The following is a 12,924-nucleotide window of genomic DNA, read 5'->3' as shown; positions in this document are numbered from 1 at the left end:
GCGGGTCGGGAAAATCGCGCAGAATCTCCCGCATTCCTCGCGAGGAGACACCATGCACGCCGCCCCGTTCAACATTGCGATTCCCGATCGCGCGCTCGATGACCTGCGTCGGCGCCTGCGCGACATGCGCGCACCGCTGCTGACGCCCGCCGACCCGTGGCAGCAGGGTGTGGATGGCGCGTGGCTGCGCGAACTGGTTGCGTACTGGGCCGAGCGCTTCGACTGGCGTGCGGCGGAGCGCGCGCTGAACAGGCTGCCGCAGTTCGTCGCGGACGCAGGCGGGCAACGCGTGCATTTCATCCATCGGCGCGGGGCGGGGCCGAAGCCGTATCCGCTCGTCATCACGCACGGCTGGCCGGGCTCCGTATTCGAGTTCGACGCGCTGATCGATCGCCTGTGCGATCCGGCCGCGTTCGGCGGCGATCCGCACGACGCGTTCGACGTCGTCGCGCCGTCGCTTCCGGGCTTCGCGTTCTCGCCCGCGCCCGCGGCGCCCGGCATGTCGGCATTTCACGTCGCCGACAGTTGGGCGGCGTTGATGTCCGGGCTCGGATATCGCCGCTTCGGCGCGCAAGGCGGCGATCTCGGCGCAGGCGTGTCGATTGCGCTCGGCGCGCGACATCCCGGCGTGGTGGACGGCATTCATCTGAACTACCTGCCCGGCAGCTACGAGCCTCCGGCCGACGCGGCTTCGCCGCTCACCGAGGACGAACGGGCCTTCGTGACGCAGCGCGGAGAGTGGGCCGCGCTGGAGGGCGGATACGCGCATGTGCACATGACGAAGCCGCAGACGCTGGCCGTCGCGCTCAACGACTCGCCGGCCGGGCTGGCCGCGTGGATCGCCGAGAAATTCCGCGCGTGGAGCGATTGCGACGGCGACGTCGCGCGGCGGTTTTCGCACGACACGCTGCTGACCGGCATCTCGCTCTACTGGTTTACCGGCAGCATCGGCTCGGCAATGCAGATGTATTGGGAAAACCGGCTGCAGCCGATGCGCTTCGCGGCCGGGGAACGCGTGGCGGTGCCCGTCGCGTTCGCGCGCTTTCCGAAGGAAATCAGCCGCCCGCCGCGCAGCTGGCTCGAACGGGTGTTCGACGTCGTGCAGTGGGCCGACATGCCGAGCGGCGGGCATTTTGCCGCGATGGAAGAACCGGACCTGCTGGCCGGCGATATTCGCCGATTTTTCCGGCGTTTTCGGTAAGGCGCCGGGAGGCGGCGTCGCTGGCGAAGTGCGCCGGCGGCCATTCGCGCGCTGGCGAGTGCCGGCACCGTGCGGATCGTGACGCGACGATCCCGCCCGTCTTATCGCATGACTTACCGCGTTACAAACGGCGCCGCATCGTGCGGCGCAGTACGCGCATGCTTGCGCTGGCGCAGCAGCGCGACGCGGCAATTCTCGCGCGCGGTCTCGCGGCCGTCGTCGTCGAGCAGCACCAGGTCGCCGCGCATCACGTTGAGCGTGATCACGTCGTCGCCGGGCGCGCCGAGCGTTTCCGGCGTGTGCACCGACCCCGCCGGTTCGAGCACCGTCGAGCCGGCCTGCGCGATCCACGTGTACTCGCGGTAGCGCCACGCACCCTGCAGCGTATGGACGAACACCTCGCCGTCGTGGCGATGGCGCGGCAGCGTGCCGCCGGCCGGCATCTTCAGCAGCGCGGTCAGCGTGTCTTCCGCCGCATTGATATGCAGATACTTGATCGCGAGCCCCGGCAGGTCGGCGCTCATCGGCAGCCACGGCAGCGCGTCGCCGGGCAGGCACGAAATCGGCGGCAGGTCGGTGGAGAGCGGGGCGGACGGCTGCGTCATGGCGGAGGGAGAGCGGAAACGGGGAAGTGCGCATTATCGCAGAGCGCGAGCGGGCGGCAGCCACGGCCGCGGCCCGACGCCAGCGCGGGCGAAGCCTGAGCCGGGCTACGCGGCGGCGCTGTCGTCGCCCGGCTGCGGCGCCGCATGCGCGGCTTCCAGGCACGACTGGAACAGCAGCGCCGCCCGCGACGGCCGCGGCGAGCGCCGCAGCAGGCTCACGAACCGGCACCGGTAGTTGAAGCGGTGCGGCGCGATCGGCTGCATCAGCCCCTTGTTTTCGAAGCTCTCCGCGTAATGGTCGGGCAGGAAGCCGAGATAGCGGCCGGACAGGATCAGCGTCGCGATCGATTCCTGGTCCGACGCCGTCGCGCTGCGCGTGAGCTTCGCGCGATGGCTCAGTTCCATGTTCGGCGAATGGAAGCCGAGCCCGGCGAACGCATGATTGCGGATCGTCGTCCACGTGAGCTTGCCGTGCGGCGCGTCGAACAGCGGGTGCTGGCGGCCGCAGTACAGCAGCATCCGCTCGTCGAACAGTTCCGAATACACGAGGCTGCCCGAGCTGCGGTGCGCGGGGATGATGCCGACCTGATAACTGCCGTCGATGATCCCGCGCTCGACCTCGTTGATCGACGCGACGTGCAGGTTCAGCGCGACGTCGGGCGCCTCGTCCGCGAACTGGCGGATCGCGTCGCCGAGCCGCGCCTGCGGGTTGGTGGCGGTCTTGTCGAATACGGCGACGTGCAGTTCTCCGCCCATCTTGTCATGAATGCCGTCGATCCTGCTGCGAAATGCCTCCATCGACGCGAGCAGGCGCAGGGTTTCCTCGTACACCGTCTGCCCCTCGGCGGTCAGCGTGAAGCCGGCGCGGCCGCGTCGGCACAGCACGAGGCCGAGGCGCGTTTCCAGATCCTTCACGTGCCGGCTGATCGTCGAGATGCCGATATTCAGCTCGAGTTCGGCCGCCGCCATCCCGCCGCACTGCACGACGCCCTTGAAGACCCGCAGCAGCCGCAGATCCATGTCGCTGAGCTGCCCGAGCAGCGCGCGGCTCTTCGGTTTCTTTGCTTGCATAGATGAGCAAGTGAACATTGATATTGCGATATAGAAGAGACTAATTGTCGTCCCGACAATGCGCAACATCAACACAAGAAGGAGGGGCGCGCCGCGCCGACCGACATGACCGATACGACCATCGCCAAGCAGCAGGAAGAGACGAACCTCCGCACCGACGCCGCGTGGCTCGACGCCCACTGGATGCCGTTCACGGCGAACCGCCAGTTCAAGTCCGATCCGCGCATGATCGTGTCGGCGAAGGACGCGTATTACACGGATGGCGAAGGCCGCAAGATCTTCGACGGCCTGTCGGGCCTGTGGTGCACGGGCCTCGGTCACGGCCGCACGGAAATCACGGAAGCCGTGAGCCGCCAGGTCGCGCAGCTCGACTACGCGCCGGCGTTCCAGTTCGGTCATCCGAAGTCGTTCGAGCTCGCGAACAAGATCAAGGACCTGACGCCGGCCGGCCTCGACTACGTGTTCTTCACCGGCTCGGGCTCGGAAGCGGCCGACACGTCGCTGAAAATGGCCCGCGCGTACTGGCGCGCCAAGGGCAAGGGCACGAAGACGCGCCTGATCGGCCGCGAGAAGGGCTATCACGGCGTGAACTTCGGCGGCATCTCGGTCGGCGGGATCGGCGCGAACCGCAAGCTGTTCGGCCAGGGCATCGACGCCGATTTCCTGCCGCACACGCAGCTCGCGGAAAACCGGTTCTCGCGCGGGATGCCGGAAAACGGCGCCGACCTGGCCGACCGCCTGCTCGACCTGATCACGCTGCACGACGCGTCGAACATCGCGGCCGTGATCGTCGAGCCGTTCTCCGGCTCGGCTGGCGTGGTGATCCCGCCGAAGGGCTATCTGAAGCGCCTGCGCGACATCTGTACCGCGCACGACATCCTGCTGATCTTCGACGAAGTCATCACGGGCTTCGGCCGTGCCGGCGCGATGACGGGCGCCGACGCGTTCGGCGTGGTGCCGGACATCATGAATTTCGCGAAACAGGTGACGAACGGCGTGCAGCCGCTCGGCGGCGTGATCGCGACGAAGGAAATCTACGACACGTTCATGGCCGCGGGCGGCCCCGAGTACATGCTCGAGTTCCCGCACGGCTACACGTATTCGGCGCACCCGGTCGCGTGCGCGGCCGGCGTCGCGGCGCTCGACCTGCTCGTGAAGGAAGACGCGGTGGCCCGCGTGCGCGATCTCGCGCCGCATTTCGAGGCGGCCGTGCACGGGCTGAAGGGCCAGCGCCATATCACCGACATCCGCAACTACGGGCTGGCGGCCGGCCTGACGATCGCGGCGCTGCCGGGCGAGCCGGCACGGCGCCCGTACGAGATCGCGATGCGCTGCTGGGCGAAGGGCTTCTACGTGCGTTACGGCGGCGACACGATCCAGCTCGCGCCGCCGTTCATCGCCGAGAAGCGCGAGATCGACAACCTCGTGAACGCGCTGTCCGACGCGCTGAACGAAGTGGACTGAGCCGCGGCCCGTTTTCCGCGACAACCGAATTCACGAAAGAGCCTGAACGATGAAACACGACAGCAATGTGACCTCCACCCTCGGCCACCTGATCGACGGCAAGCGCGTCGACGGCGGCAGCCGCGTCCAGCCGGTGTTCGACCCGGCCACCGGCGAATCGCACAAGAGCGTCGCGCTCGCCGACAAGCTGACCGTCGAAGCCGCGATCGCGTCCGCGCAGGCCGCGTTCCCGGCATGGCGCAATACGCCGCCGCTGAAGCGCGCCCGCGTGATGAGCCGCTTCAAGACGCTGCTCGAGGAGCATGCGGACGAACTGTGCGCGCTGATTACCGCCGAGCACGGCAAGGTGCTCGCCGACGCGATGGGCGAACTGCAGCGCGGGATCGAGAACGTCGAATACGCGTCCTACGTGCCCGAGCTGCTGAAGGGCGAGCACAGCAAGAACGTCGGCCCCGCGATCGATTCGTGGAGCGAATTCCAGGCGCTCGGCGTGGCCGCCGGCATCACGCCGTTCAACTTCCCGGTGATGGTGCCGCTGTGGATGTGGCCGATGGCCGTCGCGTGCGGCAACACGTTCGTGCTGAAGCCGTCCGAGCGCACGCCGTCGTCGACGCTGCGCATGGCCGAGCTCGCGCTCGAGGCCGGCCTGCCGCCGGGCGTGCTGAACGTCGTGAACGGCGACAAGGAAGCCGTCGACACGCTCCTGACCGACCCGCGCGTGAAGGCGGTGAGCTTCGTCGGCTCGACGCCGATCGCCGAATACATCTACTCGACCGGCTGCGCGCACGGCAAGCGCGTGCAGGCGCTCGGCGGCGCGAAGAACTTCGCGGTCGTGATGCCCGACGCCGACATCGGCAACGCGGTGAACGCGCTGATGGGCGCCGCGTACGGCTCGTGCGGCGAGCGCTGCATGGCGATTCCGCTGGTGGTCGCGATCGGCGAGGAAACGGGTGACAAGGTGGTCGAAGGCCTGCGGGCCGAGATCGCGAAGATGAAGGTCGGCCCGGGCAACGGGGCCGGCGTCGACATGGGGCCGCTCGTCACGCAGCAGCATTTCGAGAAGGTGACGGGCTTCGTCGAGGCGGGCGTGGCGGCCGGCGCGACGCTCGTCGTCGACGGCCGCAGCGTGAAGGTCGACGGCCACGACGGCGGCTACTACCTGGGCCCGTGCCTGTTCGACAACGTGAAGCCCGGCATGCCGATCTATCAGCACGAGATCTTCGGGCCGGTGCTCGGCGTGATCCGCCTGAAGTCGCTCGACGAGGCGATGGCGCTGATCGACGCGCACGAATACGGCAACGGCACGTGCCTGTTCACGCGTGACGGCGAAGCGGCGCGCTACTTCAGCGACAACATCCAGATCGGCATGGTCGGCATCAACGTGCCGCTGCCGGTGCCGGTCGCGTACCACTCGTTCGGCGGCTGGAAGCGCTCGCTGTTCGGTGATCTCCACGCGTACGGCCCGGATGCGGTGCGGTTCTATACGAAGCGCAAGACGATCACGCAGCGCTGGCCGTCGGCCGGCGTGCGCGAAGGGACGGTGTTCAGCTTCCCGTCGAACCGCTGACGCGCTGACGCGCGATCCGGCCGCAACGCGACGCGCGCCGCTCGGCGTGTGTCGCCACGCGGCCCGCGCAAGGACCCACGAGCCCGCCCCGGTCGACGATCGGGGCGGGCCTTTTTACATGTACGGCGGTCGTGCCGACGCTGAAGACGGGGAAAGAACGCTTACGGCGCGACCACGTGCCACATGTTCTTGAAGTTGTCGCCGTTGCGGTCGCCCTGTTTCATGTCCTTCGCGAAGAAGTACAGCGGCTTGCCCTTGTAGGCCCATTGCGGGCTGCCGTCGTCGCGCTTGACGATCGTATAGGGGCCGACCGGAACGTCGGTCGCGCTGGCCTTGTACGGCGGCCAGAAGGACTCGCATTGGCCCTTGCATGCGCTGGTGCCGGCGTTGGGCTTGTCCTGGTCGAAGGTGTAGACGGTCATTCCGTTCGCGGCGACGAGCGCGCCGTTTTCGACCTTGGTGATCGAGCCTTGAGCCGAGGCCGAAACGGACGCCATGGCGAGCAGGGCGGAGCTGACGAGCAGCACGGCTTTCATGATTACCTCCTTGTAGTCCGGTGGGCGGCGCGCTCGCGCGCACGGCCGGGCGTGCGCGCGAGCGCGGGGAATGGTGCCGGAACGCGGCGCCGTGGCCGCCGGTGCGAGCGACGCGAAGTCGAATGACGGCGGAACGGACCCGCTTCATTCACCATAGGCGGTTTTTCGCGGGGCTGCGAGAAGAACCGGGGGCGCATCGGCGGCGCGTAGGCGTCGCGCAACGTCGCGGCGGTCGTGCGCGCGCAGCGGTATTTGATATCCGTCCCCGCAGCAGCGCGAAGCGGCACCGCATGTGCTGCCTCGTTGCGTTCGGCAACGGTGCCACGCCGTCAGCGAAACACCGGCGCCGACGCGAGCGCCGTCAGCACGGCCGGCATCGCGAGCGCGGCGGCGATCGTCTGGAACGCGGTGATGCCGGCCATCAGCGGCGCGTCGCCGCCGAGCTGGCGCGCCATGATGTACGACGAGGACGAAGTCGGCAGTGCCTGGAACAGCAGCGCGATGGTCAGCGCGGCATCGCCGAGCCCGAACAGGCGGCCGGCTGCGAGCGTGGCGAGCGGCATCGCCATGAACTTGAACGCCGACGCGATGCACATCGGCTGCATCCATCCGCGCGCCGCGTCGAACTTCAGTGCCGCGCCCACGCACAGCAGGCCGAGCGGCATCGATGCGGCGCCGAGCGCGCGCACGGCCGGTTCGACGGCGGCCGGAAACGCGAGGCCGGCGGCCTGCATCGCGATCCCCAGCGCGCACCCGACGACGAGCGGATTCGACAGGATCTGCCGCACGAGCGCCCGCGCGCCGAGCCGCGTGTCGCCGTAGCGCGCGAACACCAGCACGCACATCAGGTTCACGGTCGGCACGATCGCCGCGACGCACACGGCCGCGAGCGCGATGCCGTGCGCGCCGAACAGTCCGGCGGCGAGGGAGGTGCCGACATAGTTGTTGAAGCGCACCGCGCCCTGGAACACCGACGTGAACCCGGCGCCGTCGACCTGCACGAACCGGCGGACCAGCAGAAGCAGCGCCGCGACGAGCACGGTCGAGCCGACCAGCGCCGCCGCGAGCGGCAAGACGGGCAGCGCTTGCAGCCGCGCATTCGCGAGACCGTGCGCGAACAGCGCGGGCAGCAGCACGTAATAGCAAAGCCGCTCGGCGTGCGGCCAGAACGCATCGGCGATGAAGCCCGTGCGCCGCAGGCCGTGGCCGAGCGCGACCAGCAGCGCGACCGGCGAGAGCGCGAGCACGATCGGGCCGATCATCGACGCGCCTTCAGGCGATGCGGGCCGAACGGCCGGCGGGCGGCGCGGCGGAACGAAGCGGGAATCCATCCGGCGGGCAACATGGCGGCACGCAATCGAAAGAGTGACGATGCCGCCAAGTTAACACGCGCAAGCAGCAGGAATAATGGTGAATTATCGGGTGTTCAATGAGAAATTCTCATCGATGATGCGCTGACTTCGGCGGCCAGCGCACGTGCGAAACGCTCGGCCGGACGCGACTGGTGTTCGAGCAGCACGACCGCGCGGCCCATCTGCGGCTGGCCGAACGGCAAGCGCGTGACGGGCGGCAGCCGCGCGAGCGTCGCGTCGGGGAGCGCGACGATCGCCGCGCCGAGCCCGCGCGCCACCATCCGCGCGATCGTCTCCGCGCTGTCGAGCACCATTTCCTCGCGCACGCGCACGCCGATGCGGCGCAGCTCGGCGGCGATCATCCGGCCGGCCCACGCCTGCGCGTCGAAGCGGATGAACGGCAGCGCCTCGAGCAGCGTGCCCGCGTCGCGCTCCGCGTAGTGCGGCGGCGCGAGCAGCCAGAAGCGGTCTTCGTACAGCGTGGTCCACGTCAGTTCCGCCGGATGCGGGCGCACCGGGCGCGTCGTGATCGCCGCGTCGAGTTCGCCGGCCGCGACGCGGTTCGCCAGTTCGGCCGACATGCCGGCCGATACGTGCACGCGCAACGACGGGTGCGCATCGCGCAGCGCGAGCAGTGCATCGGGCAGCGGGCCGGACAGCGCGGTATGGATCGCGCCGATCCGCAGGCGGCCGACGAGCTTCTTCTCGTCGCTGAGCGCATCGGGAATCCGGTCGACCATCGCGAGCACCTGCTCGGCCTGCGCGACGAGGATCTTGCCGGCTTCGGTGAGTACCGGCTGGCGGCGCGAACGGTCGAACAGCCGGACGTCGTATTCGCTTTCGAGCGTCTTGACCTGCAGGCTCACGGCGGACTGCGTGAGCCCGATCGCTTCGCCGGCGCGCGCGAAGGTGCGGTATCGGGCGATCGCGACCAGGGTTCTGAATGCGCGTAGTGACATGGGCTCGATGAGAGGGGCGGCCGGGACCGGCACGCGGATTGCTCGATGATGCCGGAGGCGGTGCAGGGGCGACGTGCCGATTGCGCCGCCGACGCCGCCGACGGCCGCCGAAGCGGATGGGTGCGGCCGGCACGCTGCCGGACATCATGCCCGCGCGTGCGGAAACGGGCAACCGCGGCAGCGGCGGCATCGGCTGCCCGCGGCAGAATGCGGCAGAACGCGCGGTGCGTCGCATGCGGACCGGCCGGTGCGGGTTTTCGCGAATGGTATCGCGCCGGGCGCGCGCGCTCATCTGTGAACGCAGGATGGGCCGCGCTCGCGCCTGCCGCCCGCCTGCGTTTCATCGATACCTCGGGGCGACGCGTGCCGTCGCGTCGCCCCGGCTCTTTGCGGAGGTAATGACGATGCCAGAGGACCCCGGTGAGGTTGCGCGCGCCAGCTATCGCGCGTATGTCGACAAGGACCGCGATGCGATCGAAGCGCTGATCGCGCCGGACTTCCATTTCACGAGCCCGCTCGACAACCGGCTCGATCGCGACGCGTATCTCGCGCGCTGCTGGCCCAACAGCGCGATGCTCGCCGGTTTCGAGTTCGTCGACGTCGCCGTGCACGGCGAATACGTGTTCGTCGTGTACGAAGCCGCGACGACCGCCGGCAGGCGGTTCCGGAATGCGGAGCGGTTGCGGGTCCGCGACGGCCGGATCGTCGAGGCCGAGGTGTATTTCGGCTGGTACGTGCCGCATCAGGCGCCCGATGGCGGGTTCATCGAATCGGGCGGTTGACGCGCGACGTGCAGCGGCAGGTCACACCCAGAGCCGGTACATCCAGAACGATTCGTCCTCGGCGAAGCGCCGCACGAACTCGGTTGGCGAGAAGCCCGTGATGCGCCGCGTCGCGCGGCTCAGGTGCGCCTGATCGGCGAACCCTTCGTCCAGCGCGAGCGCGGCCCAGTCGACCGGTTGTCCGGCGTCCTGCCGGTCGCGCGCGGCGAAGAACACGCCTTCGGTGCGCACCAGCATTTGCCAGTCGCGCAACGAGCGCCCGCTGTACGCCTTGATGCGCCGTTCCACCTGGCGCGGGCTGTGGGTGTGCCGCCATTCGCGCGCGATCGACGCGAGCCGCCCGACCCAGCTGCGCCCGGCATCGCGCAGCGACGACAGCGGCGACACGCTGCCGCGCAGCGCATGCCAGCGCGGCGCGAGGTGTCGGTCGAGCGCGGCCAGCGCGTCGTCGTCGTGCTCGGCATCGGCGAGCGCATCCAGCAGCGGCCGCCAGCTGTCGTCGAGGCATGCATGTGCGTCGACGAAGGTGTCGTGGATCGCCGGCAGCGCGACGCCGAACAGCGCGCGCGCAGCATCGGCATGCAGGCAGACGATGCCGCCTTGTCCGCCCGTCGGCGCCCAGCTCGCGACCGGCATCGACTGGCTGCCCGACAGCGTCGCCGATGCGCCGAACGGCCGCCATACGGGGCCGTCGTCCGTGCACCGGACGAGCCCGACGTCGAAGCCGCGATACCACGACAGGCAGACGATCGGCGACGCGGGGAAATGCGTGAGCCGCTGCGCGTCGCTCAACGCGAAGCCGCGCGTGTCGCGGCAGACGATCGCGGCGACCGCGCCTCGCAGCGCGGCCGGCGGCGGATACAGCCGCGTGGGCGGCGACCGGCCGTCGCACCGCACGCGCGGCGCACGCGCGTGCGGATCGGGACACGGTGACGGATTCGGAGACGGACCGGAGGGCATGACGCCGGAGTATAGGGACCGGCGCCGCACGTGTCGATGTCGTTTGCGTTCAAGACCGGCAGCGTGTCGATCCGGACAATCCGGAGCATGAACCCACGATCCTCTTCCCGATGCCCGTTTCATGCGGACGCCGCTGATGCGTCTCCCGTGCTTCACCCGCCCGGCGTATGGCCGCCGGGGCCGCGAGCCGGCCTGACGGGTTGGCCGCTGCTGCGCGCGATGTCGCGCGACCTGACCGGCGCGCTCGCAGGCTGGCAGCGTGCGCATGGCGACGTCGTGCACCTGCGCATGTGGCCCGAACATGCGGTGGTCGTGACCGATCCCGCGCTCGTGCGCGAGCTGCTGGTCACGCATCACGATGCGTTCGTGCGCTGGGAACGCGGCATCCGCGTGTTCTCGCGGGTTCACGGGCACAGCGTGCTGGTCGCCGAGGGCGACGCATGGCGCGACAAGCGGCACGCGCTGCAGGCGAACTTCGCGCCGAAACCGGTGCAGGCGTTCGTGCCGTCGATCGCCGCGACAGCCGGTCGTGCGCTCGCGCAGTGGCCCGCGTACGACGCACACTGGCCGGTCGAGAGCGCGCTGACGTCGCTGGCGATGGACGTGATCATGCGCACGATGTTCTCGGATTCGATCGGCGCACACGCGCGCGTTGCCGAAGAGGCCGTGCGCACGGTGGGCGCGGCGGCGAACGCGGAGTTCTACCAGCCGGCCAGCGCGCCGGACTGGATGCCGTGGAAGCGCGGCAAGGCGCGGGCGCTGGCGGTGCTGAACGGACTGATCGACCGGCAACTGCATGCGCGTCTCGACATGCCGGAGCACGGCTGGCCGGACGACCTGCTGTCGCGCCTGTTGCGGCTGCACCGTGCCGACGGGTACGCATGGCCGCTGCGGGCCGTGCACGACGAGTGCATGACGGCATTCCTGGCCGGCCACGAGACGGCCGCGGCCACGCTGACCTGGTGGGTGTGGAACATGGCCGCGAATCCGGCCGCGCAGGCCGCCGCGCGCGACGAGGTCGTGCGCGTGCTGGGCGGCCGTGCGCCGACCGCCGACACGCGCCCCGCATTGCGATACCTGACGCAGACGCTCGAGGAAACGATGCGCCTGTATCCGGCGGCACCGATCCTGATCAGCCGTCGCGCATTGCGGCCGGTCGCGCTGGGCGCATGGCAGTTTCCGGCGCGGACGCTGTTCATGCTGCCGATTCAGCTGATGCATCACGATGCACGATGGTTTCCGGAGCCGCGGGCCTTCCGGCCCGAGCGCTTCGCCGACGACGCACCGGCGATTCCGCGCGGCGCATACATGCCGTTCGGCACGGGGCCGCGCGTGTGCCTCGGGCAGCATCTGGCGATGACGGAGATGACGGTGGTGGCGGCGATGATCCTGCAGCGCCATGAATTGTCCGTGCCGCCCGGCATGGCGGCGCCGCGCGCGGCGCTGAACGTGACGTTGCGGCCCGAGCGCGCCCTGCACGTGGCGATCGCGCCGACCGGGCTGGCGGCGGACGTCGCATTGTCGTAACGCGGCGAAGTGTCGCGTTTACCCCGCCGCATCCTCCCCAAGCGCCTGGATGAACCGCGAAAACAGCTCCGGCTGCGACGAGATCCCGAGTTTCGCGTAAAGATGCCGCCGATGCACCTTCACCGTTTCCGGTGAAATCGCCAGCCGCTCGGCGATCGCCTTCGACGAATTGCCGCGCAGCACCATTCGCGCGATCGACATCTCGCGATCGGTCAGCACGCCCGCGCCGAAGCGCGCGAGCGCCTGCTCGACGCGCGCGCCGAGATCGTCGTCGGGTGTCACGCGCGCGGCATCGCCCACCAGCCGCCAGTGCTGCCGGATCGTCGCGAGCACCCACGGCATCGCGGCCGTCAGCTTGCCGAGCGGTTCGACGTCGAAGCGCGCGGCCGCGCCGAGCGACAACGACAGCAGCAGGTCGGGGTTCGGCCGCAGCAGGATCTGGATTTCATCGTCGCCGACCGCGTGGCGGAAGTAGTTCAGGAAATACTCGCTCTGCCGGAACAGGTCGGGCGCGACCTCCTCGAGCCGGTAGCAGCCGTCGGCGAGCCCGTCGTGCGCGGCCTGCAGGAACGGATCGAGCAGATACAACCCGTTGAGGTAAAGCGGCACCGGCGACGCACTGTCGGTGCCGCCCGTGTCGTATTCGTCGAGGACGAGCGGCACGCCGTCGCGGCCGATCGCGGTCGCGAGCGCGTTGTCGAACGGCACCATTTCGTTGAGCAGCAGCACCAGGAAACGCCAGAAGCGCGGCTGGCCGAGATGATCGATCGCGCGGCCGAGCGCCTGGTGCATCGCGATTTCGGAGAAGAGTCGATCCATATCACCACCGAAGGGTGTAACACGAAGGGGGAATAGCGGTCCTGAAATTGGCTTCCTAGACTGCCACGCAATCAATCGGGC

General features: G+C 69.3%; 12 protein-coding genes. 5 read left to right on the top strand and 7 right to left on the bottom strand.

What is annotated here, in order from left to right:
• The first annotated feature begins 52 nt into the window (after positions 1-52).
• Complete coding sequence (locus tag DIE02_RS04395) at positions 53-1,201, top strand: epoxide hydrolase family protein (RefSeq protein WP_124484896.1); 1,149 nt, start codon at positions 53-55, stop codon at positions 1,199-1,201.
• Between the two features lie 113 nt (positions 1,202-1,314).
• Here DIE02_RS04395 and DIE02_RS04390 read toward each other — a convergent pair whose 3' ends face one another.
• A complete protein-coding gene (locus tag DIE02_RS04390) occupies positions 1,315-1,806 on the bottom strand; it encodes a 2,4'-dihydroxyacetophenone dioxygenase family protein (RefSeq protein WP_124484895.1) in 492 nt (163 codons plus the stop codon).
• Between the two features lie 105 nt (positions 1,807-1,911).
• Entirely contained in the window at positions 1,912-2,877 is a 966-nt protein-coding gene (locus DIE02_RS04385) for a LysR family transcriptional regulator (protein ID WP_260426169.1), read from the bottom strand.
• Between the two features lie 105 nt (positions 2,878-2,982).
• Between DIE02_RS04385 and DIE02_RS04380 the strand changes: the two genes are divergently transcribed.
• Together DIE02_RS04380 and DIE02_RS04375 are read left to right on the top strand one after the other, a co-directional pair.
• A complete protein-coding gene (locus DIE02_RS04380) occupies positions 2,983-4,341 on the top strand; it encodes an aspartate aminotransferase family protein (RefSeq protein ID WP_044843038.1) in 1,359 nt (452 codons plus the stop codon).
• A gap of 49 nt (positions 4,342-4,390) precedes the next feature.
• Positions 4,391-5,908 carry a CoA-acylating methylmalonate-semialdehyde dehydrogenase gene (locus DIE02_RS04375; protein ID WP_044843039.1) on the top strand — a complete coding sequence of 506 codons (1,518 nt, stop codon included), beginning with the start codon at positions 4,391-4,393 and terminating at the stop codon, positions 5,906-5,908.
• A 161-nt stretch (positions 5,909-6,069) separates the two neighbouring features.
• Here the strand turns inward: DIE02_RS04375 and DIE02_RS04370 are convergent, their stop codons facing one another.
• The 3 genes from DIE02_RS04370 to DIE02_RS04360 all read right to left on the bottom strand — a co-directional run bounded on the left by DIE02_RS04370 (position 6,070) and on the right by DIE02_RS04360 (position 8,755).
• On the bottom strand, positions 6,070-6,444 hold the full coding sequence (locus tag DIE02_RS04370; RefSeq protein ID WP_044843040.1) for a hypothetical protein: 375 nt from the start codon (positions 6,442-6,444) through the stop codon (positions 6,070-6,072).
• Positions 6,445-6,773: 329 nt separating this feature from the next.
• On the bottom strand, positions 6,774-7,706 hold the full coding sequence (locus DIE02_RS04365; RefSeq protein WP_124484893.1) for an AEC family transporter: 933 nt from the start codon (positions 7,704-7,706) through the stop codon (positions 6,774-6,776).
• Between the two features lie 164 nt (positions 7,707-7,870).
• The gene (locus DIE02_RS04360) at positions 7,871-8,755 is read right to left on the bottom strand and encodes a LysR substrate-binding domain-containing protein (protein ID WP_124484892.1); all 885 of its coding nucleotides are present in this window, start codon (positions 8,753-8,755) and stop codon (positions 7,871-7,873) included.
• A gap of 404 nt (positions 8,756-9,159) precedes the next feature.
• On the opposite strand from DIE02_RS04360, the gene DIE02_RS04355 reads away from it, so the two are divergent.
• The gene (locus DIE02_RS04355) at positions 9,160-9,537 is read left to right on the top strand and encodes a nuclear transport factor 2 family protein (protein ID WP_044843042.1); all 378 of its coding nucleotides are present in this window, start codon (positions 9,160-9,162) and stop codon (positions 9,535-9,537) included.
• 21 nt (positions 9,538-9,558) lie between these two features.
• Here DIE02_RS04355 and DIE02_RS04350 read toward each other — a convergent pair whose 3' ends face one another.
• Positions 9,559-10,497 carry an AraC family transcriptional regulator gene (locus DIE02_RS04350; protein ID WP_124484891.1) on the bottom strand — a complete coding sequence of 313 codons (939 nt, stop codon included), beginning with the start codon at positions 10,495-10,497 and terminating at the stop codon, positions 9,559-9,561.
• A gap of 219 nt (positions 10,498-10,716) precedes the next feature.
• Here DIE02_RS04350 and DIE02_RS04345 point away from each other — a divergent pair, with 219 nt between their 5' ends.
• Positions 10,717-12,024, top strand: a complete 1,308-nt coding sequence (locus DIE02_RS04345) for a cytochrome P450 (protein WP_409362216.1) — start codon at positions 10,717-10,719, stop codon at positions 12,022-12,024.
• A gap of 18 nt (positions 12,025-12,042) precedes the next feature.
• Here DIE02_RS04345 and DIE02_RS04340 read toward each other — a convergent pair whose 3' ends face one another.
• Positions 12,043-12,843, bottom strand: a complete 801-nt coding sequence (locus tag DIE02_RS04340) for a helix-turn-helix transcriptional regulator (RefSeq protein WP_044843044.1) — start codon at positions 12,841-12,843, stop codon at positions 12,043-12,045.
• Positions 12,844-12,924: the final 81 nt, after the last annotated feature.

The sequence above is a fragment of the Burkholderia sp. Bp8991 genome, from assembly GCF_003853795.1.
Lineage (GTDB): Bacteria > Pseudomonadota > Gammaproteobacteria > Burkholderiales > Burkholderiaceae > Burkholderia.
Note: the sequence above shows the minus strand (reverse complement) of the source record. Positions and strands in the feature narration are given on the sequence as shown.

Excerpts from the sequence above, each read along its gene's own strand:
- DIE02_RS04395 (WP_124484896.1), top strand. The coding sequence starts at position 53 with ATGCACGCCGCCCCGTTCAACATTGCGATTCCCGATCGCGCGCTCGAT.
- DIE02_RS04390 (WP_124484895.1), bottom strand. The coding sequence starts at position 1,806 with ATGACGCAGCCGTCCGCCCCGCTCTCCACCGACCTGCCGCCGATTTCG.
- DIE02_RS04385 (WP_260426169.1), bottom strand. The coding sequence starts at position 2,877 with ATGCAAGCAAAGAAACCGAAGAGCCGCGCGCTGCTCGGGCAGCTCAGC.
- DIE02_RS04380 (WP_044843038.1), top strand. The coding sequence starts at position 2,983 with ATGACCGATACGACCATCGCCAAGCAGCAGGAAGAGACGAACCTCCGC.
- DIE02_RS04375 (WP_044843039.1), top strand. The coding sequence starts at position 4,391 with ATGAAACACGACAGCAATGTGACCTCCACCCTCGGCCACCTGATCGAC.
- DIE02_RS04370 (WP_044843040.1), bottom strand. The coding sequence starts at position 6,444 with ATGAAAGCCGTGCTGCTCGTCAGCTCCGCCCTGCTCGCCATGGCGTCC.
- DIE02_RS04365 (WP_124484893.1), bottom strand. The coding sequence starts at position 7,706 with ATGATCGGCCCGATCGTGCTCGCGCTCTCGCCGGTCGCGCTGCTGGTC.
- DIE02_RS04360 (WP_124484892.1), bottom strand. The coding sequence starts at position 8,755 with ATGTCACTACGCGCATTCAGAACCCTGGTCGCGATCGCCCGATACCGC.
- DIE02_RS04355 (WP_044843042.1), top strand. The coding sequence starts at position 9,160 with ATGCCAGAGGACCCCGGTGAGGTTGCGCGCGCCAGCTATCGCGCGTAT.
- DIE02_RS04350 (WP_124484891.1), bottom strand. The coding sequence starts at position 10,497 with ATGCCCTCCGGTCCGTCTCCGAATCCGTCACCGTGTCCCGATCCGCAC.
- DIE02_RS04345 (WP_409362216.1), top strand. The coding sequence starts at position 10,717 with ATGTCGCGCGACCTGACCGGCGCGCTCGCAGGCTGGCAGCGTGCGCAT.
- DIE02_RS04340 (WP_044843044.1), bottom strand. The coding sequence starts at position 12,843 with ATGGATCGACTCTTCTCCGAAATCGCGATGCACCAGGCGCTCGGCCGC.